Raw genomic sequence first — 22,180 nt, forward strand, 5'->3', positions numbered from 1 at the left:
AAAGGGGCCGGCTTTCCGTTCAAAACAATATCAATCTTATTTCTTTTCGGCTTCGCGCGCGGTCTTGAGCGCGTCGCGCAACGCATCCATGCCGACATAGCCGCGCAACAACTGGTCGCCGACGACGAAGGCGGGCGTCCCTTGAATGCCTAGCTTGCGGGCCATGCCGATGTTTTCGTCGATGATGCGTGCGATCTTGTCGCTGTCCTTGTCGGCCTTCAGTTTGTCGGCGTCCAGCCCCGCGCGTTTCGCGTAATCGACCAAGGTTGCCTCGTCCAGTGGGCCTTTATGCTTCATCAAAAGAATATGATACGGCAGATATTTACCCTGCTCGTTCGCGGCCAGCGCCCATTTTGCGGCGGTGATTGAGGACTCGCCCAAAATCGGAATTTCAACGAAGACAATGCGCAGGTTTTTATCCGTGCCCAGAAGCGTCATCAAATCCGGCAGTGCGGCCTTGCAATACCCGCAATTGTAATCGAAAAACTCGACGATGCTGGCATCCGGCTTTGTGCTGCCGGCTTCGGCGTGCTTGGAGTTATGGACCAGCCAGTCCATGTTTTCCTGTACCAGCGTCGAAGCCTGCTGGTCTTCTACCATCTGTTGCTGCTTGCCGTAATTTTCGACCGAGTCGATCATCTCCTTGGGGTGGTTGGCGATATAATCGTGGATGATGCTCTCGATCTGGGTGCGGGTGAATTCTTCCGCCCGCGCGGCGGCGATCATCATCGGGGTCAGGGGCATCAGAAAGGCGAATGCCAGAAGCAAGCGGCGCATGTTGAGGTCGTCTCCTTGAACGTGAATTTTTTACGATATGGCGCAGTCTAGCTTACCGGCTGTCCCTGTCACCCTTTTTGTCGGATTTGTCCGGCTGGCTGTCGAGATACAGCTTAAGATCGTTGGCCGCGCGGAAATCCTTGTTTCCGGGCTTGATGCCGCCGATCGCCCCGGCCAGCAGGGTCCGTGCCTCGCGCATCCGGCCTTCCAGAACGGCTTGCTCGGCCAGATGGTAACGTGCCCGCGACTCGTCACCCTGCCGCCCGTAAATCGTGGCATAAAGCCGTTGCATGTCGACCGAACGCGGTTCCTTGTCCCGCGCCGCGTCCAGTTGTGTCTCGGCCTCGCGGTACAGGGCGCCGTCGCCGTTGTTTCCGGCCATGGCGACCAATACCTGCGCCAGATCGATCCGGATCAAAGCCGCGTCGGGCTTAAGCGCGACCGCCTTGTGATACGCCTGTGCCGCGCCGGGCAATTGCCCGAAATCGCGCAGCATTTGGCCTTTGAGTTCGTAAAAATAGGGGTTTTGCGTTTCGTGCGCGATCAGCGCATCGATCCCGGCCAGCGCCTTGTCTTTTTCGCTGCGCCGGTAGGCCGCGATGGTGCGCGCGTATTGTGCCGGAATGGAATTGTCCGCTGGCGGATACACCCATGCCACTCGGTCGGGCTGGATAAAACCTAAAAGCTTTGCCTGAATGCGCTTATACGCATCGTCCCACGCGGCCGGGTACGGCTTGTTCAGATAGGGCGATTTTGCGGCCCCTGCCTCCATCGCCGCCAGCCGGTCCGTGGTCAGCGGGTGGGTCTGGAGATAGGCCGATTGCTGTGATTGCGGCATCAATTCCTGACTCTTGAGTTTTTCCAGAAGCGTCACCATCCCTTCCGGGCTGTCGCCCGCCGCCTGTAAAAAGCGCAAGCCCGCCTGATCCGCCGATGATTCCTGCACCCGGCTATGCGCCAGAAACTGGCTGATCGCCATGCCTTGCCCGCCCAGAATCAAGGCGTTGGCCGCGCCCCCGCCGCCTGCCGCCCCGGCGCCGATACCCAGAATCATGCCCAGCATCGCCTCGTACGAGGCGCGCTCCATCGCCTCGCGCCCGCGTATCAAATGCCCGTCCGCGATGTGCCCGGTTTCATGCGCCAGCACGCCCAGAATCTCGCCGGGGTTTTGCGCTCTCAAAATCATGCCGGTATATAAAAAAATGTTCGGCCCGCCCGCGACGAAGGCGTTGAAATCGGGCGACTGCACCAGAATCAGCTTGGTCGATTGCGGATTAAGCCCGGCCGCCTGCCAGATCGGCGTAACCCATGATCGCAACGTGCCTTCGATTTCGGTATCACGAATGATGATCATGCCGGTATCCGCGCGCGCGGGCGTGGATACGAAAGCCGTGAACATCAACGCCAGAAGGATCAGGGTTTTGCGCATGCCCTTACTATGGCGCGCAATCCTGTCGAAAGAAAGACGCTCTTGTGTTAAGGTCGGAACCCTGATGACCGCGCGCTACTGGCTGATCAAATCCGAACCCGCAATCTGGTCCTGGGACCGGCAGGTGAAAAAGGGCACGACCCACTGGGATGGCGTGCGCAACCATCAGGCGGCGGCCAATCTGCGCGCGATGCAAAAGGGCGACCGCGCGTTTTTCTATCACTCGAACGAAGGGCGGGAAATCGTGGGCATCGTCGAAATCGCCCGCACGGCCTATCCCGATCCGTCCGACGAAACCGGCAAATTCGTGATGGTCGACGTGCGCGCGCTCGCGCCGTTGCCGAAACCGGTGACCTTGGCCGATATCAAGGCGGATAAAAAACTGGCGAATATGGCGCTGGTGCGCCTGTCGCGACTTTCGGTCCAGCCAGTCACAGAATCCGAGTGGGCACGCATTTGCGCGCTGGGCGGTATAAGGTCGGACGTCTAACCCTTTTGCCGCGTTGTTGCTGCACCGCACGCTGGGGTACACTGGAAAGATGGACGCTGGTGAATATCAGACTCTCTACGCGCGCAGCATTGAAGATCCGGAAGCTTTCTGGGGAGAGGTCGGCCACCGCCTCGACTGGTTCAAACCGTATACAAAGGTCAAGAACACGCGTTTCGCGCCTGACGTATCGATAAAATGGTACGAGGACGGCGTGCTCAACGCCTGTCACAACTGCGTCGATCGGCACCTACCGCAGCGCGCGGACCAGACCGCGATCATCTGGGAAGGGGATGATCCGGCCCAAAGCCGCCATATCACCTATGCCGAATTGAAGGCCGACGTTTGCAAACTCGCATCCGCCCTGAAATCCCGCGGGGTAAAAAAAGGTGATCGCGTGACCATCTATATGCCTATGGTGCCGGAGGCGGCGGTGGCCATGCTGGCCTGCGCGCGCATCGGCGCGGTCCATTCGGTCGTCTTTGGCGGATTTTCCGCCGAATCCCTGCGCGACCGCATTATTGATTGCGAATCCACCTGTGTCATCGCCGCGGACGAGGGCGTGCGCGGCGGGAAGACCGTCCCCCTCAAGAAAAACGTCGATGCCGCGCTTGAAGGCTGCCCCGGCGTCGATACCGTGATCGTGCTGCGCCGCACGGGCGGAAAGATAAACTGGCATCACGGGCGCGATGTCTGGTGGCATGAGGCGGTTGAACATCAACCCGCCGATTGCCCGTGCGAGGAAATGGCGGCGGAAGATCCGCTGTTCATTCTGTACACCTCCGGTTCGACCGGAAAGCCCAAGGGCGTGCTGCACACGACCGGCGGCTACATGGTTTATGCGTCCTATACGCACGAAGTTTCCTTCGACTACCGCGATGGGGAGGTGTTCTGGTGCACCGCTGATGTCGGCTGGGTCACGGGTCACAGCTATATCGTCTATGGCCCGCTGGCCAACGGCGCGATCACCCTGATGTTCGAGGGCGTGCCGCAATACCCGGACTGGGGGCGTTTCTGGGACGTGATCGACAAACACAAGGTGAATATCTTTTACACCGCGCCCACCGCGATCCGGTCCCTGCTGCGCGAGGGGGACGGGTTCGTCAAACGTGCCGCGCGCGCCTCGCTGCGCATTCTGGGCAGCGTGGGCGAGCCGATCAACGCCGAGGCATGGGAATGGTACCACGACGTGGTCGGCGACGGACGCTGCCCGGTCATCGACACGTATTGGCAGACCGAAACCGGCGGCCATATCATCACGCCGCTGCCCAACGGCGCGACCGCGCAGAAGCCCGGTTCCGCGGCACGGCCGTTTTTCGGCGTCAAACCCGCGATCGTCGACAACGAGGGTCATGTTTTGGACGGCGCGGTCGAAGGCAATCTGGTGATTGCGGATTCATGGCCAGGCCAGATGCGCACGGTCTACCGCGACCACGCGCGTTTTGAAAAAACCTATTTTTCGACCTTCAAGGGTATGTACTTTACCGGCGACGGCGCGCGCCGCGACGCCGATGGCGATTACTGGGTGACCGGTCGGGTCGACGACGTGATCAACGTTTCCGGCCACCGTTTCGGCACCGCCGAAATCGAATCCGCGATCGACCGCCACCATGCCGTGGCCGAAAGCGCGGTCGTGGGATTCCCGCACGACGTCAAAGGCCAGGGCATATACGCCTATGTGATTTTGAAAGAGGGCGAGTCGCCGTCACCCGAATTGCGTACCGACATCGTCAAGACCGTGCGCGAAATCATCGGCCCCATCGCCACGCCCGACCGCATCCATTTCACGCCAGGCCTGCCCAAGACGCGATCGGGCAAGATCATGCGCCGCATCCTGCGCAAGATTGCGGCGGGGGACACCGGAAATCTGGGCGACACATCGACCCTTGCCGACCCGTCCATCGTCGATGCGCTGCTTGCTGGCGCTCAGACCTGATTAATCCAGCGTCCGGCGATAGCGGGTGACGGCGATGCCGCACACCGCCAGAAAGAACAGTACGATGGGCCACAGATTGGGCCAGACCTCGCTCCAGCCATTGCCCTTCAGAATGACTCCGCGCGCGATCAAAAGAAAATGCGTCAGCGGCAGGGCCCGGCCGATCATCTGCGCCCAATCCGGCATCCCGCCGAACGGGAACAGGAAACCGGACAGCAGCATCGAGGGCAGGAAGAAAAACGTCGTCATCTGCATCGCCTGCGTCTGGTTGCGCGACATGGTCGAAAACGTGTACCCAAGCGCGACATTGGCCGCGATGAACACGAACACGGCGGCGAACAAAACCCATAAAGGCCCGATGACCGGCACGCCGAACAGGTAATAGGCGGCGCACACGATGACCGCGACCTGAAAGAATCCGATCAGGATATAGGGCGCGATCTTGCCCATCATCACCTCGAACGGCGTCACCGGCATCGCCAGCAGGTTTTCCATCGTCCCGCGTTCGACCTCGCGCGTCAGCGCCATGGCGGTCATCATGATGGTGCTCATGGTCAAAATCACGCCGATCAGGCCTGGAATGATGTTGTACTGTGTCAGGCCTTCGGGGTTATAGGCGCGGTGCACGACCAGCGTGAAAGGCGAGGCGTCCTGCGCGCTGCCGATGGTGTTGGCGCGCAGATCGTGCGCCAGCGCGCTGTTCGTGATGGCGCTGGCGGCGGCGACCGCATTGCCGATGGCGGTGGGGTCGGTCGCGTCCGCCTCCAGCAGGACCGAAGGATTGTCGCCGCGCAAAAGCCGGTGCGTGAAATCGGGCGGAATGTTTAAAATGAAGCTCGCCTTGCCCGTGCGCATCAGGAACCGGGCCGTATCCTCGTCGTGCACGTCGGGCAGGAAGCGGAAATACCCGGTGTTTTCCAGCGCCGCGACATAGGTTCTGGTATAGGCGGATTGGTCCGCCTCCAGCAAAACCGCGCTCAGATGTCTGGGGTCGCTGTTGATCGCGAAGCCGAACAAAAGCAGCTGCATGATCGGCACGCCCATCATCATGCCGAACGTCATCCGGTCGCGCAGGACCTGCGTGAACTCCTTGACCAGAATGGCCCCGACGCGGGACAGGGAAAACAGGTTCACGCGCCCTCCTGCACTTTCGGCGCCTGCGCGCTTTGCGCCATCAACTGGATGAATACGTCCTCCAGCGTGGTTTCGCCCTGCACCCATTGCGCGCGCTCCCGGAACGGCGCGATCGCGGCTTCCAGCGCGCCCGCGTCCGTGCCGATGACATGCAGGCTTTCGCCGAACGGCGCGACCTGCGCGATGCCCGCGCGCCCGCGCAACTCGGCTGCCAGCCGCATCAGGTCTTCCCCGCGCGCGATCCATGTCACCAGCCCGGATTGCGCGATGACTTCCGGCACCGTGCCTTTGGCGATCACGCGCCCGCCCGAAATATAGACGATGCGACCGCAGCGTTCAGCCTCGTCCATGTAATGCGTGCTGACCAGCACCGTCAGTCCCTCGGCGGCCAGCCGGTGGATCTGGTCCCAGAAATCGCGCCGCGCCTGCGGGTCGACCCCGGCGGTAGGCTCGTCGAGCATCAACACCTCCGGGTCGTGCAAAATGCACGCGGCCAGCGCCATGCGCTGCTTCCACCCGCCCGAAAGCGTGCCCGCCATCTGGTCGCGCCGCGCCTTGAGGCCGAAACGCTCAAGCGTCGCGTCCACCTTTGCCCGCCGGTTTTTCAGCGCGTACAGCCTGCCCACGAAATGCAGGTTTTCCGCGACGCTCAGATCTTCGTAAAAGCTGAATTTCTGGGTCATGTACCCGATGCGCAGCTTGATCGCCTGCGCCGCGCGGGTGACGTCGTATCCCAAAACGCGTCCCGTGCCGGAATCGGGCGTCAAAAGCCCGCACATCATGCGCAGCGTGGTCGTCTTGCCCGACCCGTTGGGGCCAAGGAAGCCGACGATCTCACCGCGTTTGATCTGCATGTCGACCTGGTCGACGACGCGCCGTCCGTCAAATGATTTTGAAATGCCGCGAACGTCGATGACCGCGCCGTCGCTCATGGCGTATGCATCCACGGCTTGGCGACGTTCACGGGCTGCCCCGCAGCGGGCAGCGCATCCGGATTGTCCGGTGCGGCTTCGACCATGAATACCAGTTTCTGGCGGCTGTGCACGCTGTAGATCACAGGCGGCGTGTATTCCACCTTGGGCGAAATGTAATCGATGCGCGCATGCAACCCCGCCGCGCACCCGTCGCAGGTAAACGCGATGGTTTCGCCCGGCTTCAAGCGCGCGATCTCGTCCTGCGGCACGAAAAACCGGATCACGCGTTTGCCGTCCGGCAACAGGCGGATCACCGGCTGCTGCGCCGACGCCATTTCGCCCGCTTCGCGGATTGTGTCCGCGATCAGCCCGTCTGCCGGTGAATGCACGTCGTTGCGCGCAAGCGCCCATTGCGCGTTTTCAAATTGCGCCTTGGCATTTTCAAGCGCTGCGCGCGCCGCCGCGATCTCGCCTTCGCGTGCGGGCAGCTTCGCCGCCGCGACGTTGCGTTGCGCCGCGCTCAGCTGGGCCTGCGCCTCCTTCAACGCCGCGCTGGCCTGATCCATCATGCTTTTGCTCAGGTCGCCGGTGGCGAACAGGTCCTTCTTGCGCGCGTAATCGCCCTGCGCCAGCCTGACCGCCGCCTGCGCATTGGCGACATTCGCCTGCAGGACTGAAAGCTCGGCCGGCCGTTTGCCGCTTGAAAGATTGTCCAGATTTGCCTGCGCCTGCGCGACCTGAGATTGCGCGGCATCGGCCGCGTTGCGTGCGCTGATGTCCTCCAGCCGGAACAGGCTTTGACCGCGTTTGACCCGCGCGCCGCGCTTGACCAGCACCGCATCGATCCGCCCCGCGTCCTGCGGCGCGATCAGCGCATCCTGATTTTCGGCATAGCCCTGCCAGCTTGTGGGCGCACCCTGATCCTCGCCGATGCGCAGCACCAGATACATGGCAACGATAACAAGAAGGATAATGACGATCAGCTTGCGCATGACCCTATGCGGCCTCCCCGCCAATATCTGCGCCGTCTAGCGCGCGCCATGCAATGTCGCGGCGGCAGAACCCGTCATTCCATACGATGGCGTCCACCCCGGCATAGGCGATGGCGCGGGCGGATGCGACATCCCGGCCCACGCCGCACACGTTCAAAACCCGTCCGCCATTGGCGACGATCGCGCCGTTCGCAAGCGCCGTTCCGGCGTGGAAGACGATCGCGCCGGTTTGCGCCGCCTGTGCGAATCCGCTGATGACGCTGCCCTTTTTATATGCGCCGGGATAGCCCTTCGCCGCCATCACCACGCAGGCGGAAACGTCAGACGTCATTGAAAAATCGCCGGGTTCAAGCCTGCCTTTCGCCGCGTCCATCAGCATACGCGCGAAATCGCCCTTCAGCCGCAGCATCAACGTCTGGCATTCCGGGTCGCCGAACCGCACGTTGTATTCCAGCAATTTCGGCCCGTCCTTGGTGATCATCAATCCGGCGAACAAAACCCCCTGAAATGGGTGGCCCTCCGCCGCCATGCCGGCCAGCGTCGGCCGGATGCAGCGATCGATGATCTCCCGCTCCAGCGCCGGGGTCATCAGCCGCGCCGGGCTGTACGCGCCCATGCCGCCGGTATTGGGGCCGGTGTCGCCGTCGCCTGCGCGTTTATGGTCCTGCGCCGATCCGAGCGACAGGAAATCAAGCCCCGCGCACAGCGCGAAATACGATATTTCTTCGCCCTCAAGGAATTCTTCGATCACAATCTCGCGCCCCGCGTCGCCGAACGCCGCGCCTGAAAGCATGTCGCGCGCGGCCGCCTGCGCCTCGGCGATGCTGCTGGCCACGGTTACGCCCTTGCCCGCGGCAAGGCCCGATGTCTTGACCACGATCGGCGCGCCCATGCGCGCGATGTAATCGCACGCCGCGTCGGCATCGGTAAAGGTCCGGTACTGCGCGCTTGGAATATCGTGCCGCGCGAAGAAATCCTTTAAAAACGCCTTCGATCCTTCAAGCTGCGCCGCCGCGGCCGACGGGCCGAATACCGCGAAACCGTCCGCGCGCAACACGTCCGCAAGCCCCGCGACCAGGGGCATCTCCGGCCCCACGACCACCAGATCGGGCTTGATTTGCCGCGCCAGCGCAAGAATGGCGGGAATGTCCTCGGCCCCCGCGTCGTGGCAGGTCGCTATTTCCGCGATGCCGGGGTTGCCGGGGGTACAGTGCAACGCGCCGCAGGAAGGAGATTGCTTAAGCCGCAGGCACAGCGCATGTTCGCGCCCGCCCGATCCGATCACGAGAATGTCCATGCGCCGGTTATACCAGCCCGGCCTTAAAACGCCAAACCGCCATGGGCTGGAAATAAAACCGGAAACAAAAAAGGCGGCCGGGGCCGCCTTTTTTTTGTAAAATTGATGGGGACTTCTAAATTCCACCGGCGACGCTGCGCGCGCGGGTGTGCAGTTGATCCAGTACAGATGCCTCAGGCCGCCTTATATAAGCCGTGAAATGGTCGTTGGCGGACTGAAAATTGAATGTGCGGCGTAGGGTCATGGCGGACTCCTCTCGGCTGTCGTCTTTGGGTCTGGAATAGCCTCAACCTACGCGCAAATTCCTAAAAAACCCTTAACGACGGGCGGCGCCTCAACCGGCGTCCTGCGTCAAAAGCGTGGTGTTTCCGCCGGATGCGGTGGTGTCGATGCTGATGACTTTTTCGGTGGCGAAGGCCGCAAGGTAATGCGGCCCGCCCGCCTTTGGCCCGGTGCCTGACAAATTCATGCCTCCGAACGGCTGCACGCCGACCACCGCGCCGATCATGCTGCGATTGACATAGACGTTTCCGGCCCTGATCTTGGCCGCCGCTTCGCGTTGTACGCTCCAGATCCGGCTGTGCACGCCGAAAGTAAGTCCATACCCCTTGCGGTTGATTGCCTCGATCAGATCGTTGCGTTCGCCCGCCTTGTAACGCAGGACGTGCAGGATCGGCCCGAAAATCTCACGGTCCAGATCGTCCACCGACCGCAACTCCGCGACCATCGGCGCGCAGAAATGCCCGCGTTTTTCAAGCCCGGCGTCCAGTGACGCCTCGGCCACCGCGCGCGCGCCGCCGCGCAGACGCGATTTATGGCGCTGGACAACAGCCAGCGCCTCGGCGTCGATCAGCGGACCAAGGTCGCTTGCTGCCGATGCCGGGTCCCCGATTGTCAGTTCCCCCATCGCGCCCGCGATCATTTCCATCATCGTATCCGCGACGTCCTCCTGCACCAGCAGCAGCCGCAGTGCCGAACAGCGTTGTCCGGCGGATGTGAACGCCGACAGGATGACGTCGTCGCAAACCTGTTCGGGCAGGGCGGTGGAATCGACAATCATGGCATTCAAACCGCCCGTTTCGGCGATCAGCGGTACGATCGGCCCCGGCCGGTCGGCCAGCGATTTGTGGATCGCCTTGGCGGCCTGCAGCGAACCCGTAAACGCCACGCCCGCGACGCGCCGGTTGGCCACCACCATTTCACCCACGCGTCCGTCGCCCTGCACCAGCGCGATGACGTTGTTGGGGATTCCGGCCTCAAGCATCAATTGTACGGCGCGTTGCGCGATGACCGGTGTCTGCTCGGCGGGCTTGGCGACGACGCCGTTGCCCGCGGCCAGAGCCGCCGCGATCTGCCCGGTGAAAATCGCCAGCGGGAAATTCCACGGACTGATACAGGCAAAAATCCCGCGCGCCTCCAGTCGCAGGGAATTCTGCTCGCCCGTGGGACCGGGCAAAACCGTGGCCGTACCGAACAGTTTACGCGCCTGCATCGCGTAATACCGCGCGAAATCGACGGCTTCGCGCACTTCCGCGATGCCGTCGGCCAGCGTCTTGCCCGCCTCGCGCGCGCACAGACCCACGAATTCATCGCGGTGTTTTTCCAGCATGTCGGCATAAGCCTCCAGCGCCTTGGCGCGCGTGTCCGGATGCGTCGCCCGCCACAGCGCGGCGCCGCCAGCCACGCTTTCAAACGCGGCCTCGACGATTTTTTCGTCAGCGGGCCACAGCGTACCCAGCTGTGCCGAAACCTCGGCGGGCGGGTGTGTTTCCAACGCGGTCGCGCCGGCGCGCCGTGTGCCGTCGATCATGCTGCACGCCTCGAAACGCGCGCCCGAAGCCGCCTGCCGCGCTGCGGCTTCAAGCTGTCCCAGTGCCGCGGGCTCACCCAGGTCGAACCCCGCGCTGTTGCGCCGGTCGGGCGCGTAAAGTTGCGCAGGCAAGGGAATTTTCGGATGCGGCGCGCCCTTGCTGGCGCGCGCCGCCGCGACCGGGTCGTCGATCAACTGGTCCGTCGGCACGCTTTTATCGGATATGCGGTTGACGAACGAGCTGTTGGCCCCGTTCTCCAAAAGCCGCCGCACCAGATAGGCCAGCAATTGCGTATGCGGTCCGACCGGCGCGTAAACCGAAACCGGCAGGTCCATGGCCAAAAGCTGCGCATGCAGACCTTCGCCCATGCCGTACAGGCGCTGGAACGCGAAACCCTGTTTGTCGCTGCCCGCCATTTCAAGGATCTGCGCGATATTGGTCGCGTTATGCGTGCCGAACAACGGCGCGACGAATTTTCGGTTGTCCATCAGCATCTGCGCGCAAGCCAGATACGAAACGTCGCTATGCGCCTTGCGCGTGAACACGGGGTAATCCGGCAGCCCCGCGACCTGCGCGCGCTTGATTTCGGAATCCCAGTACGCGCCCTTGACCAGACGGATGTTAAGCCGCCGCTGGCTGCCCGCAGCCCAGGTGATCAACTCGCGCGTCAGCGGCAGGGCGCGCTTGCCATAGGCCTGCACCGCCAGCCCGAACCCGTCCCAGTGTTTAAGGAACGGGGCCTGCAACGCCCTATCGATGATCTGCAATGAAAGGGTCAGGCGCTCGCTTTCCTCGGCGTCCACGGTCAGCGCCAGACCGCCGTCGGCGGCCAGCCGGCACAGCTCGGTCAGCCGTTCCGCCAGTTCGGGAACGCACCGCCCGGCCTGCCCCGCGTGATAGCGGGGGTGCAGCGCCGAAAGCTTGACCGATATTCCATGCCGGCGCAAAGACGGCGTTCTGGATCCTGTCGCGGAGTCGACCACGCTGCGCCCGATCGCGGAAATCGCGTGCGCATAGGCGTTGAAATATTTTTCCGCGTCCTGATCCGAACGCGCCCCTTCGCCCAGCATGTCGAAGGACCACGCGATGCCGCGCGGCTGGTCGTTGGCGGCGGCCAGCGCGGCCTCGATGCTTTCACCCATCACGAACGCGCCGCCCAGAAGGCGCACGCCCTCTACCGCGGCTTTGCGGATCATCGGCATGCCCATCCGCCGTGCCATGCCGCCCATCAGGTTTTGCGCGGTGCGCAGGCCCAGCCCGGAAATCTTGCCGACCCAGTCGTCCGCCTGTCCGAACAGGCGCTCGAAATCCGCGTCTGAAATCTTGTCTTCCAGCATCATTTCGACCGTGGCGGCGTCGGGAATGCGCAACAACGCCTCGGCCAGCGCCATCATCGCGATGCCCTCGCGCGTGGTCAGCGAGAATCCTTCCACCATCGCGTGCAGGCGGCTCATTCCCTTATGCGCCCGCGCACCTTCGATCAGCACCCTTGCCTGCTGTGTGATGCGCGTGCGCGCGGCGGCGTCCTGCGTGGGCAGGGCCGCGAGAAGCGCGGCGACGCATTCGGTTTCGGGGCGGAATTTCCAGCTTGCAAAGGTCTCGGACATCGCGCCTATTCTAGTGGGATGTCGGACCTGTTCAATCACCCCGCGCCAGTTACCAACATTCCCGAATTATCGGTGTCCGAACTGGCCGCGGGTATCAAGCGCACCATTGAATCCGCCTTTGGCTATGTCCGGGTGCGCGGGGAGATTTCAAAGGTCACGCTGGCCAAATCCGGGCATTTATATACCGCCTTGAAGGATGAAAGCGCGGTGCTTGATGCCGTGGCGTGGAAGACGACAGTCGCCAGATTGTCCATAAAACCGCAGGAGGGGATGGAAGTCGTGGCCACCGGACGCCTGACCACCTATCCCGGCCGCTCGAATTATCAGTTGGTGATCGAATCGCTCGAACTTGCGGGGCAGGGCGCGATTCTGAAGATGCTGGAGGATCGCAAGGCCCGGCTCGCCGCAGAAGGCCTGTTCGACCCCGCGCGCAAAAAACCGCTGCCCTTCCTGCCCCGCGTCATCGGCGTTGTGACGTCGCCCACCGGCGCGGTAATCCGCGACATCCTGCACCGCATCGCCGACCGGTTTCCGGTCCATGTCGTCCTGTGGCCGGCGGCGGTGCAGGGCGCGGGCGCGGCCGCTGAAGTTGCGCGTGGCATCGCGGGCCTGAACGCACTGGCAGCCCCGTCTGCACCGCCCGGTTTGGCACCCGATTTGATCATCGTCGCGCGCGGCGGCGGATCATTCGAGGATCTGATGCCCTTTAACGAGGAATCGGTGGTCCGCGCCGCCGCTGCCAGCCGCGTGCCGCTGATTTCGGCGGTTGGCCATGAAACGGACGTGACGCTGATCGACTTCGCCGCCGACCGGCGCGCCCCCACCCCCACGGGCGCGGCTGAAATGGCGGTGCCGGTGCGCGACGACCTGCTTTATACGCTGGCCGACGACGCCAACCGGCTGAACGCCATCATCGCGGGCCGCCTGCGTCACGATCATCTGCGCCTTGACCGCGCCTTGCGCGCGCTGGGCAATCCGGCCCGCATCCTGGAAACGCCCGCCCAGCGGCTCGACCGTGCCGTGCTCTCGCTTTCCCATGGCGCCGATAAAATTCTTTCTTCCGCTGAACGTACGATTACACGTACATCCGCCCGACTGCGTACGCCGCAGGATGTCGTCCTGTCCGCCGCGGCACGGCTGGAGCGTGGTACAGCCGCACTTTCGCGCGCGCTGGACCGCATGCTGGCCGGTGCCGACCGCGCATTGGCAACGGCCCGCGTCCGCGCGCCCCAGGCCACGTTGGAAACGGCGCACCTGCGCCTCTCCGCGGCCGCGCGGATGCTGGAATCCCTAAGCTTTAAAAACGTCCTCGCCCGTGGTTTCGCACTGGTCCGCGATGCTTCGGGACATGTCATACCCACGGCGGCTGGCCTGCGCGCGGGCCAGCCCGTATCGCTGACCTTCGCCGACGGCGAACGCAAGGCCAGAATGGATGAATAGGAAACGGCAGGTAATTTTGACATATTGTGGACGACCGTTTACGGTCCATCCTTATGACCAATCTTCCGCACGGCTATCCCGATTTCTCCGCCTTAGATCCTGAAGCATTACGCCGTGATTGCGCAGATATGCTTGTGGATGCGCGGCAACGCATCATGGCGCTGGCATCTGATCCGTGCGCGCCGGATTTTGAAAATACCGCGCTTGCGCTGGAATATGTTTTACGGCCGCTGGCGACGTTCGAGTCATGGGCTTACATCTTCCTTAACAATATCGGCAAGCCCGGCTTCGTTGAAGCGGGCCGCGAAATCCAGAAAACCATTAACGCCTTTGAAGTCGCGGTTTTTCAAAATCGCGACGTCTATGACCGGCTGACGCAGGTTACGGATATGCAAGGCGATGCGCAAATCGCGCTAGTCGAACGCTTCCGACATTTGTTTTTCATGAACGGCGTCGGTCTTGATGACGCATCGCGCGCGCAATACGCCGCGAATGAAGCGCGCCTTTCCGAACTCAAGCCGCGATTTACCCAAAACATCGTCAGATCGGCGATAACCGGGGCCGTGGTTGTCGAAACGGATTGCGACATATCGGGCCTGCCGGAAAGTGCCGTGCGTGCCGCGCTGGCCGAGGGTTTGAAACGCGAAAAGCCGGGCGCGCATGTCTTTTTGCTGAACATGCAGACCTATGAAGCGGTGATGACGTTTTCACAAAACCGCGACCTGCGTCAGGCCATGTACACGGCCTATATGAACCGTGCCGCGCATGATGGGGAAGGTGGAAATTTCCCGCTTTTGAAGGAAATCGTCGAATTGCGCGCGGCGCAGGCCGGCCTTTTGGACTTTCCGCATTATTTCGCCTTCAGGCTGGCGGGTTTGCGTATGGCGAAATCGTCCGAGCAGGTCGCCGGGATTGTAAGCCAGGTCGGTGTGGCCGCGCGCGACGCGATGCGGCAGGAGATGAAAGCCTACGCCGCGATCGCCATGGAAGACGGTATTGCGAAACTTGAGCCATGGGATCTGCCCTATTACCGGCGCAAGCTGATCGAACGGGAATTCGCCCTGGATTTTCAGGAAATCAAGCAACACACCGTCCTTGATAACGTACTGGGGGCATTGCGCGCCCATATCAAGAATTTCTACGACTACGACATGGTCGAACGTCCCGATCTGCCGGTGTTCACGCCGGATGCGCGCGCCTATGAAATGCGCGGGCGGGACGGCCACCCCGTCGGCTACTTGATCATGGATATTTTCGCCAGACCCGGTGAAAAACGCGACAACGGCTGGGCGATGGATTTTCAATCTTATCACGTGGATGCCGACGGGCGTGAACGCCTGCCGGTCATGGTTCTGGCCTGCAATTATTCAAAGCCGGAAGACAATGCGCCGATCCTGCTTGATCTTGCCCAGGTTCAGGTTCTTTTCCATGAAACAGGGCATGCGATGCACACGATTGTATCGCGCGCGCCCTATGTATCGCTCTCCGCCTTCAAGACTGTATGGGATTTCATTGAACTGCCCTCGATGCTCTCCGAAAATTACCATCTTTTGCCGGAAGTCGCCGCGCTGTATCTGCGCCATCATCAAACGGGTGCACCGCTTTCGAATGATGTGATTGCACGGCTGAATGCGCGCGAGCGTCATTATCAGGCACCGATTGTATTGCGGCAGATGGGTTTCAACGCGATCGATCTTGCACTTTATACAATGCCACCCGGTGCATCCGCACCGATGGATTGGCATGCATGGGAAAGAACCGTGCAGACCCCTTATGCGGCTTTTGACATGCCGCGCGTCTGTGTGTTGCCGTCTTTCAATCATATCATCGCCTCGTCCTATCCTGCCGGATATTACAGCTATGTGTGGGCGGACATCATGAGCGCGGCGGTATTCGCGCGGTTTGAACAGGATGGCGCTTATGACCGCAAGCTGACCGGCATCTTCCGCGACGTGGTCCTGCGCGCCGGCGCATCCGTGGCGCCGGAAAAACTGCTTAAGGCGATGACAGGATCCGCCGAATTACAGCTTGAGCCGTATTTGCGCAAACGCGGCCTTACGCCGCTCTGACGTCCCGGCCTTAGACCTGTCCGCCTTCGTTGCGGCGGAAAAAATCCATCGGCATGCGGTTTTGCCGTTCGGCCTCGTAACAGGCTTTCAGCCCGCTGCGGTAATCCGGGTATTTCAGGGTGACGCCAAGTTCCGACTTGATCAGCCCGTTTTTGACCCGCTTGTTGTCCAGATAAAAACTCCGCGCCATCGGGGCCTGATCCACCTCGCTGAACGGGATCAGCGGCGGCACGGGCAGCCTCATGATCTCGCAGGCCAGCGCGATCAGCTCGTGGCTTGGCGCGGGCAGGTCGTCGGACACGTTATAGGCGTGCCCCGGATGCGGGCGCGCCATCGATGCGATCAGCGTGCCGACCACATCGTCGACATGCACGCGGTTGAAGGCGTGTCCCGGTTTGTCGATCCGCCGCGTCATGCCCGCGTGCACGGCGTCGATCGCGCTGCGCCCGGGGCCATAAATGCCGGCAAGCCGAAAGACATGAACGGGAAGCCGGTCTGATGCGTACAGGCTCAACCATTGCGATTCCGCAAGCGCGCGGCGGCTGCCGCGCTTGTTGGTGGGGCGTATTTCCGATTCCTCGTCGACCCAGCCGCCGTCGCGATCGCCGTATACCGCCGTGCTGGATAAAAGCCCTGTCCATGCAAGACCGTCAAGCGCGGCGATGTCGTCGGCATGGAATTGAAAGACCGGATCGCCCGCATCGTTGGGCGGCACGGATAAAAGAATATGCGTCGTCCCTTCCAGCGCGGTGAACGGGTCGTCCAGCGGGTGATCGTCGTCGAACAGATAGGTTTGTATGCCCCGGGCCTTGAGCGCGCGCAGCTTTTCAAGGTCGCGCGTCGTGCCCGCGATGGTCCATGCACCGGGTTCCGCGGCCATAAGCGCGCCGGCCAGCGCTTGCGCGACATAACCATAGCCGAAGCAGAAAAGTTTTTTGCGGGCGGGGGCGGTTTGGTTGGTCACGGGGTCGTGCCTTAATGATCGGTGCGGGTGTAGTGCGGCGCGGGCGCGAAGCCGGGCACCATGTCCTCAAGCAGTGGACGGAAGGACGGCCGCTGCTTCAGGCGCATATACCATGCCTTTGCGCCCGGATGTTCGTCCCACGGCACGTCGCCGATATAATCAATGGCCGAAAGATGCGCGCCCGCGCAGATATCGGCAAGCGAGAACCGGTCCCCCGCAAGCCAGCGGCGCTTTTCCATCAGGTACGAAATATAATCGAGATGGTAGTGGATGTTGGCGTGCCCGGCGCGGATCGAAGGGCCGTGCGGCTCCCCCAGTTTTAAAAACCGCTTCATGATTTTTTCGCCGACAAGGTTTTCCGTGACCTCGCGGTTGAACTTGACGTCGAACCATCCGATCAGCCGCCGCGTTTCCGCCCGTTGCAACGCGTCCGGGCCAAGCAGGTCGGTATGGTCGTAGACTTCTTCGAGGTATTCGCAAATGACGTTGGAATTGCTTAGGACGGTGCCGTCCTCCTCCACCATCACGGGTACGTCGCCCGCCGGGTTGATAGCCAGGAATTCGGTGCGCCGCTCCCATATTTTTTCAAGCTTCAGGCTGAAATCGAGCCCTTTTTCCGCCAGGGCCACGCGGACCTTACGCGAAAACGGGTGCAGCCAGAGGTGGTAAAGCGTGCGCATGGACCCCGATCATACCCGACCGGACGCACTATTAACAGTGTGGAAATTGCGGGGTAACGCGTTGGCGCGGAATGGTTTATTTGGGCTTTTGCGTGGTGGCGGACAGATCGATGCGTACGGTGACGGTATCGCCCACCATTTTGGGATCGGCCCATTGCCCGTCGCCCACCCCGAAATTCAGCCGGTTGATCTGCGTTTCACCGACGAAACGGCCATAAATGCCGCCGTCTTTTTCCTGCATCGTCAGGTGAAAAGGAAGACTTACGGGTTTTTCAACGCCGCGCAGGACCAGTTGGCCCACCGCCGTGTAATCGCCGTCCTTGTCGCCTTTGATGAACTTTTCGATTTTGTAGCTCGCTGTCGGCGCCGTCGTGGTGTCGAACCAGTCGCGGCCCTTGAGGGTCGAATCGCGCTCGTCGTTTTCGGAATCCGCGCTGTTAAGGTCGATGGCGATCTGCGCCCGTCCGCTTTCCGGGTGCGTGGGGTCGAAAACGATGGTCCCGTCGAACGCCGTGAACGTGCCGGTGAATGCGCTGCCTTCCTGCGTCGCCTCGAAGGTCAGATGGCTTTTGCCGTGATCGATGGCCCATGTGTAGGGCGTGTCGGCGGCATGTGCTGTCCCGCCCAGTAACATAAGGCCCAGTATGAACGCCGGCAGCATCCGGCGCATCGTTGCGTCCTTGTCGATGAAATGGTGCTTGAGTGCGCCTGCGACATGCAGCCCCAGCGTGATCCAGATCAGGGTTGCGATCGTTTCGTGCGTTTCCGCCATCAGGTGGCGCAATTCCTTGTCCGGCCCCACGATGTGCGGAAGCGGGAAAAACCCATACCAGTTGATGGTTGAATTCGCGGCGTCCACCAGAATCCATCCGCTCAACGGCATCGCAATCAAAAGCACGTATAGCGCCCAGTGTACGGCAGTGGACAACATCCGTTCCCACTTGGCGTGCGCAGGGTTCTGCATCGGCATGCCGTGATTGATCAGCCGCCAGCCAAGCCGCACCAGCATCAGCGCCAGAATCGTGATGCCGGTTGCCTTGTGAAGGCTCATCACCTCGAATTTGGTGGGACCGCTCAGATCCTCCATCACCACACCCATCAGCAGCATCGCGACCACCAATGCCGCGATCAGCCAGTGCAGGATGCGTGCGACCGCCCCGTATTTATCCGCCGTGTTGCGCATCTGCATGAAAGAAAACCCCCGCTCGCCCGCTCGCTTGGCATTTTTGTGTTTACTGATTTGCGCCCGACTGCACCGGTGCTTCGACGGTGATCATCAGCTTCACGTCGTCGCCGACCATAGGCACGAATTTGTCCATGCCCCATTCTGTGCGTTTCAGGCTACCCGTCGCGTCGAACCCGCAGGTTTCCTGCTTGGTCATCGCCTGCTCTCCGCATTTGTTCAAGGTGACGTCGAGTGTCACCGGATGGGTCTGGCCCAGCATCGTCAGATCGCCGGTTATTTTGGCATGGGTCGCGTCCACCGGCTCGACCTTGGTGCTGGCAAAATTCATGGTCGGATATTGCGCGACGTTGAAGAAATCCGGGCTTTTCAGGTGCTCGTTCCATTTGGCATCGTTCATTTCCAGCGAGTCGGTCTTGATCGTGACTTGAGTGCTGGACTCCGCCGGTTTTTCGGGGTCGTATGTCAGCGAGCCGTCGAAATCGAGAAATCGTCCGCTGGAATGTGAAAATCCCATGTGATCGACGAAGAACAAAATCTGCGTGTGTGGCTTGTTGAAGTCATAGGTTTTGGCCCCGGCAAAAGCGGGCGTGACGCACACCCCCATCAATGCGGCGACAGTCAGAAGAAAACGATTAAACATGGATGGCATCCCCTCATGTGGCTATGGCTATTTACCAATCTAGTCGCTGCCGCATTCTGCGCAAGGGGGGGCTTTATAAAACCACGCCGCTCCATGAATTTTGTCACAAATATAAAACATATGGGTCGGCCAGCCATCACGCCGACCGCCGTAAAAACCTTGTATTAGGCAGCTTTCACGAAACGGAAGATCAGCTTTCCTGGCGGTAATTCGGGGCCTCGCGCGTGATCTGTACGTCATGGACGTGGGATTCGCGATATCCGGCCCCGGTCATGCGTACGAACTGCGCATTGGCCTTCATCTCGGCGATGGTTTTGGAACCTGTATACCCCATCGCAGCCCGCAGCCCGCCGGTTAACTGGTGTACGACCGCACCCATCGGACCTTTGTATGGCACCCGGCCTTCGATACCTTCCGGCACGAGTTTCTGGGTTTCCTTGACCTGCCCTTGAAAATAGCGGTCCGCCGAACCCTGGGTCATCGCACCGACGGATCCCATCCCCCTGTACGTCTTGTACGAGCGTCCTTGGTACAGCACCATTTCACCCGGCGCTTCGTCGGTGCCGGCGAACATCGACCCCAGCATAACGACATCCGCGCCGGCGGCGACCGCCTTGGCCAGATCGCCTGAAAAACGGATGCCGCCATCCGCGATGACCGGGATATCCGCGGCCTGACATGCGTCGGCTACGTCCATGATCGCGGTCAGTTGCGGCACGCCGACGCCCGCGACCACGCGCGTGGTGCATATCGATCCCGGCCCGATGCCGACCTTGACCGCGTCTGCTCCGGCATCGATCAGTGCCTTCGCCGCGTCTGCGGTGGCGACGTTGCCCGCGATTACGTCGACCGAATTCGACTGGATGCGCCGAATGCGCGTGACCGTGTCCAGAACCGCCCGTGAATGCCCGTGCGCGGTGTCGACGATGATGACGTCGACCTCGGCGTCGGCCAGCGCTTGTGCGCGCTCGTAACCGTTATCACCGGTGCCCACTGCCGCGCCCACGCGCAGGCGGCCCTGCGTGTCCTTGCACGCATTGGGGTTTTGTGTCGATTTTTCGATATCTTTGACCGTGACCAGACCGATGCAGCGGTCTTGATCGTCGACGACCAACAGCTTTTCGATGCGGTGCTGGTGCAAAAGGCGCTTGGCCTCCTCCTTGTCGACGCGGTTGCGCACGGTGACAAGACCTTCGGCGGTCATCAATTCGCGCACCGGTTGGTCCAGATTGCTGGCGAAGCGCACGTCGCGGTTGGTCAGAATGCCCACCAGCTTGCGCGACTGTTCGACCACTGGAATACCTGAAATGCCGTATTTGCGCATCAGGTCGAATGCCTCGGCCAGCGTTGCGTCCGGGCCGATGGTGATGGGATTGACCACCATGCCGGATTCGTAACGTTTGACCTTGCGCACCTCCTCGACCTGCGCGCCAACGGTAAGGTTGCGGTGCACGATGCCAAGACCCCCTGCCTGCGCCATGGCGATGGCCATCATGCTTTCGGTCACCGTATCCATCGCTGCCGACAAAAGCGGAATGTTCAGCGCGATCGAGCGCGTCAGCCGCGTCGACACGTCGACGGCATGCGGTTGGACTTCCGATGCCGCAGGCACCAGAAGCACATCGTCGAAGGTCAGCGCCTCGCGGATGGATTTACGTTGTGGGGTTTTGGACGCAAAGGGCATGGAAATCTCTCCTTTGCGTGGGCAATCTATGCCCCTTACGGGGTGGCTGGCAAGGGGATTCTTGCGGGCTGGTTCAGGTCCGTCATGGCGCGCGCGAAAATAAAACGTTCCGGCCACGCCTTCTGCCCGCGCATCAGTCTTCGGAATTTCTGGTCGATGGCGTGCGCGTGCCGTTCATGCAGCGCGGCGCGGTAAAAAATATCGCTCAGCGGCGAATCGGTTTCCCATTTGCTGCGCTGTATTTCCAGCCCGGGCTTGAAGTCCAGATACGGGTGCCCCTGCTTCAATATCACCCGGAACAGATCGGTATGCTGTACGTGTCCCTGTTCATGCACGCCTGTGGCCACGGCTTCAACCGGGTCTTCAAGGTAATTTCCTGCATCGGCGTGAAGATTGAACGCGACCGCGATGCCGCCTCGGGTCCGGATGCCGCTGCGCGGGTCGATCGGTCCGCGCAGGGTGCAGGCCTGCGGAAAAACGGGGGATTGAAAATATGCGAAACGCGCCTTGTGTTCGGCTTTCGAAAGGCTGAATGCGACGATTTCATCTGGCATTCTGGTGCCGAATGCCAGGGCTTGGCTTTGCATCACTAGGCTTGCGAAATCGATCCGTTCATAAGCGTTCAGGCGCGCCCAACGCCGTGTGGCGATGGCCAGATCGGTTTGCAGCGTCGCATGAAGCCGGTGAAGACGTTCGTCCTCCATGGCTTCGATGGCATCGTAATTTTTTGCGCCGGCCTGAATCTGAAAGGCCAGACGGGCGGCATCGTTCAAAAACAGGGGTGTCCGTGTACCGATGCCGTGCAGCACGTTCAAATCTTCGGTGCGCTTGGCGCCGCTGGCGAAATCATACGCATGGTCGCGGACTGCCCGCTCGTAACCCCGCAAAATCCCCAGCGCCTCGATTTCCGGCGCGTCTTCAAGACTGGCCGGACATGATGGCGGCACGACCTGTGGGACAGGTGGGCTGTATGCAACCGGACCGGGTTCCGAAGGCTTGGCGGCGATAAGCATCCCCGTCCCCTGCGTTACCCCTTGTGCTGTGGTGTCTTTGTCGCCGCGCATAAATATGTTCCTAGCAGAACAATAAACAATATGTCAATTAAAGTGGCGGGGATGACGATGTGCTAAAAA

17 protein-coding genes are annotated in these 22,180 nt (G+C 61.4%); 4 read left to right on the forward strand and 13 right to left on the reverse strand.

Translation table 11 applies throughout. The features are described from left to right. Positions 1 to 36: 36 nt before the first annotated feature. Both H6866_06100 and H6866_06105 read right to left on the reverse strand, forming a co-directional pair. A complete protein-coding gene (locus H6866_06100) occupies positions 37 to 777 on the reverse strand; it encodes a DsbA family protein (protein ID USO07011.1) in 741 nt (246 codons plus the stop codon). Positions 778 to 829: 52 nt separating this feature from the next. Beyond that, positions 830 to 2,206: a M48 family metalloprotease gene (locus tag H6866_06105; GenBank protein USO07012.1), complete on the reverse strand. Its 1,377-nt coding sequence runs from the start codon at positions 2,204 to 2,206 to the stop codon at positions 830 to 832. A gap of 64 nt (positions 2,207 to 2,270) precedes the next feature. Here H6866_06105 and H6866_06110 point away from each other — a divergent pair, with 64 nt between their 5' ends. Both H6866_06110 and acs read left to right on the forward strand, forming a co-directional pair. Further along, complete coding sequence (locus tag H6866_06110) at positions 2,271 to 2,696, forward strand: EVE domain-containing protein (protein ID USO07013.1); 426 nt, start codon at positions 2,271 to 2,273, stop codon at positions 2,694 to 2,696. A gap of 49 nt (positions 2,697 to 2,745) precedes the next feature. Further along, complete coding sequence (gene acs, locus H6866_06115; GenBank protein USO07014.1) at positions 2,746 to 4,629, forward strand: acetate--CoA ligase; 1,884 nt, start codon at positions 2,746 to 2,748, stop codon at positions 4,627 to 4,629. On the opposite strand, the gene H6866_06120 is transcribed toward acs, so the two are convergent. The 5 genes from H6866_06120 to putA all read right to left on the reverse strand — a co-directional run bounded on the left by H6866_06120 (position 4,630) and on the right by putA (position 12,384). Beyond that, positions 4,630 to 5,850: an ABC transporter permease gene (locus H6866_06120; GenBank protein ID USO07015.1), complete on the reverse strand. Its 1,221-nt coding sequence runs from the start codon at positions 5,848 to 5,850 to the stop codon at positions 4,630 to 4,632. Continuing rightward, positions 5,760 to 6,695, reverse strand: a complete 936-nt coding sequence (locus H6866_06125; GenBank protein ID USO07016.1) for an ABC transporter ATP-binding protein — start codon at positions 6,693 to 6,695, stop codon at positions 5,760 to 5,762. The genes H6866_06120 and H6866_06125 overlap by 91 nt, the downstream gene beginning before the upstream one ends. Beyond that, the gene (locus tag H6866_06130) at positions 6,692 to 7,669 is read right to left on the reverse strand and encodes an HlyD family efflux transporter periplasmic adaptor subunit (protein USO07017.1); all 978 of its coding nucleotides are present in this window, start codon (positions 7,667 to 7,669) and stop codon (positions 6,692 to 6,694) included. Before H6866_06130 ends, H6866_06125 begins: the two co-directional genes overlap by 4 nt. Positions 7,670 to 7,673: 4 nt before the next feature. Then, a complete protein-coding gene (gene purD, locus H6866_06135; GenBank protein USO07018.1) occupies positions 7,674 to 8,966 on the reverse strand; it encodes a phosphoribosylamine--glycine ligase in 1,293 nt (430 codons plus the stop codon). 334 nt (positions 8,967 to 9,300) lie between these two features. After that, positions 9,301 to 12,384: a bifunctional proline dehydrogenase/L-glutamate gamma-semialdehyde dehydrogenase PutA gene (gene putA, locus H6866_06140; GenBank protein USO07019.1), complete on the reverse strand. Its 3,084-nt coding sequence runs from the start codon at positions 12,382 to 12,384 to the stop codon at positions 9,301 to 9,303. Between the two features lie 18 nt (positions 12,385 to 12,402). On the opposite strand from putA, the gene H6866_06145 reads away from it, so the two are divergent. Beyond that, positions 12,403 to 13,824, forward strand: coding sequence for an exodeoxyribonuclease VII large subunit (locus H6866_06145; GenBank protein ID USO07020.1), 1,422 nt, complete (start codon positions 12,403 to 12,405; stop codon positions 13,822 to 13,824). A 53-nt stretch (positions 13,825 to 13,877) separates the two neighbouring features. Next, positions 13,878 to 15,893 carry a hypothetical protein gene (locus H6866_06150; GenBank protein ID USO07021.1) on the forward strand — a complete coding sequence of 672 codons (2,016 nt, stop codon included), beginning with the start codon at positions 13,878 to 13,880 and terminating at the stop codon, positions 15,891 to 15,893. A gap of 10 nt (positions 15,894 to 15,903) precedes the next feature. On the opposite strand, the gene H6866_06155 is transcribed toward H6866_06150, so the two are convergent. The 6 genes from H6866_06155 to H6866_06180 all read right to left on the reverse strand — a co-directional run bounded on the left by H6866_06155 (position 15,904) and on the right by H6866_06180 (position 22,111). After that, entirely contained in the window at positions 15,904 to 16,857 is a 954-nt protein-coding gene (locus tag H6866_06155) for an SDR family oxidoreductase (GenBank protein ID USO07022.1), read from the reverse strand. An 11-nt stretch (positions 16,858 to 16,868) separates the two neighbouring features. Beyond that, a complete protein-coding gene (locus H6866_06160) occupies positions 16,869 to 17,537 on the reverse strand; it encodes a glutathione S-transferase family protein (GenBank protein USO07023.1) in 669 nt (222 codons plus the stop codon). A 76-nt stretch (positions 17,538 to 17,613) separates the two neighbouring features. After that, on the reverse strand, positions 17,614 to 18,726 hold the full coding sequence (locus H6866_06165; protein ID USO07024.1) for a YceI family protein: 1,113 nt from the start codon (positions 18,724 to 18,726) through the stop codon (positions 17,614 to 17,616). Between the two features lie 43 nt (positions 18,727 to 18,769). Then, positions 18,770 to 19,363, reverse strand: a complete 594-nt coding sequence (locus tag H6866_06170; GenBank protein USO07025.1) for a polyisoprenoid-binding protein — start codon at positions 19,361 to 19,363, stop codon at positions 18,770 to 18,772. Positions 19,364 to 19,553: 190 nt separating this feature from the next. Next, on the reverse strand, positions 19,554 to 21,047 hold the full coding sequence (guaB, locus tag H6866_06175) for an IMP dehydrogenase (protein ID USO07026.1): 1,494 nt from the start codon (positions 21,045 to 21,047) through the stop codon (positions 19,554 to 19,556). Positions 21,048 to 21,082: 35 nt separating this feature from the next. Continuing rightward, positions 21,083 to 22,111: a hypothetical protein gene (locus H6866_06180; GenBank protein USO07027.1), complete on the reverse strand. Its 1,029-nt coding sequence runs from the start codon at positions 22,109 to 22,111 to the stop codon at positions 21,083 to 21,085. Positions 22,112 to 22,180 lie beyond the last annotated feature (69 nt).

The organism is Rhodospirillales bacterium (assembly GCA_023898805.1).
Classification (GTDB): Bacteria; Pseudomonadota; Alphaproteobacteria; order Micavibrionales; family UBA1664; genus UBA6145.

Excerpts from the sequence above, each read along its gene's own strand:
- H6866_06100 (USO07011.1), bottom strand. The coding sequence starts at position 777 with ATGCGCCGCTTGCTTCTGGCATTCGCCTTTCTGATGCCCCTGACCCCG.
- H6866_06105 (USO07012.1), bottom strand. The coding sequence starts at position 2,206 with ATGCGCAAAACCCTGATCCTTCTGGCGTTGATGTTCACGGCTTTCGTA.
- H6866_06110 (USO07013.1), top strand. The coding sequence starts at position 2,271 with ATGACCGCGCGCTACTGGCTGATCAAATCCGAACCCGCAATCTGGTCC.
- acs (USO07014.1), top strand. The coding sequence starts at position 2,746 with ATGGACGCTGGTGAATATCAGACTCTCTACGCGCGCAGCATTGAAGAT.
- H6866_06120 (USO07015.1), bottom strand. The coding sequence starts at position 5,850 with ATGGGTGCAGGGCGAAACCACGCTGGAGGACGTATTCATCCAGTTGAT.
- H6866_06125 (USO07016.1), bottom strand. The coding sequence starts at position 6,695 with ATGAGCGACGGCGCGGTCATCGACGTTCGCGGCATTTCAAAATCATTT.
- H6866_06130 (USO07017.1), bottom strand. The coding sequence starts at position 7,669 with ATGCGCAAGCTGATCGTCATTATCCTTCTTGTTATCGTTGCCATGTAT.
- purD (USO07018.1), bottom strand. The coding sequence starts at position 8,966 with ATGGACATTCTCGTGATCGGATCGGGCGGGCGCGAACATGCGCTGTGC.
- putA (USO07019.1), bottom strand. The coding sequence starts at position 12,384 with ATGTCCGAGACCTTTGCAAGCTGGAAATTCCGCCCCGAAACCGAATGC.
- H6866_06145 (USO07020.1), top strand. The coding sequence starts at position 12,403 with ATGTCGGACCTGTTCAATCACCCCGCGCCAGTTACCAACATTCCCGAA.
- H6866_06150 (USO07021.1), top strand. The coding sequence starts at position 13,878 with ATGACCAATCTTCCGCACGGCTATCCCGATTTCTCCGCCTTAGATCCT.
- H6866_06160 (USO07023.1), bottom strand. The coding sequence starts at position 17,537 with ATGCGCACGCTTTACCACCTCTGGCTGCACCCGTTTTCGCGTAAGGTC.
- H6866_06165 (USO07024.1), bottom strand. The coding sequence starts at position 18,726 with ATGCAGATGCGCAACACGGCGGATAAATACGGGGCGGTCGCACGCATC.
- H6866_06170 (USO07025.1), bottom strand. The coding sequence starts at position 19,363 with ATGTTTAATCGTTTTCTTCTGACTGTCGCCGCATTGATGGGGGTGTGC.
- guaB (USO07026.1), bottom strand. The coding sequence starts at position 21,047 with ATGCCCTTTGCGTCCAAAACCCCACAACGTAAATCCATCCGCGAGGCG.
- H6866_06180 (USO07027.1), bottom strand. The coding sequence starts at position 22,111 with ATGCGCGGCGACAAAGACACCACAGCACAAGGGGTAACGCAGGGGACG.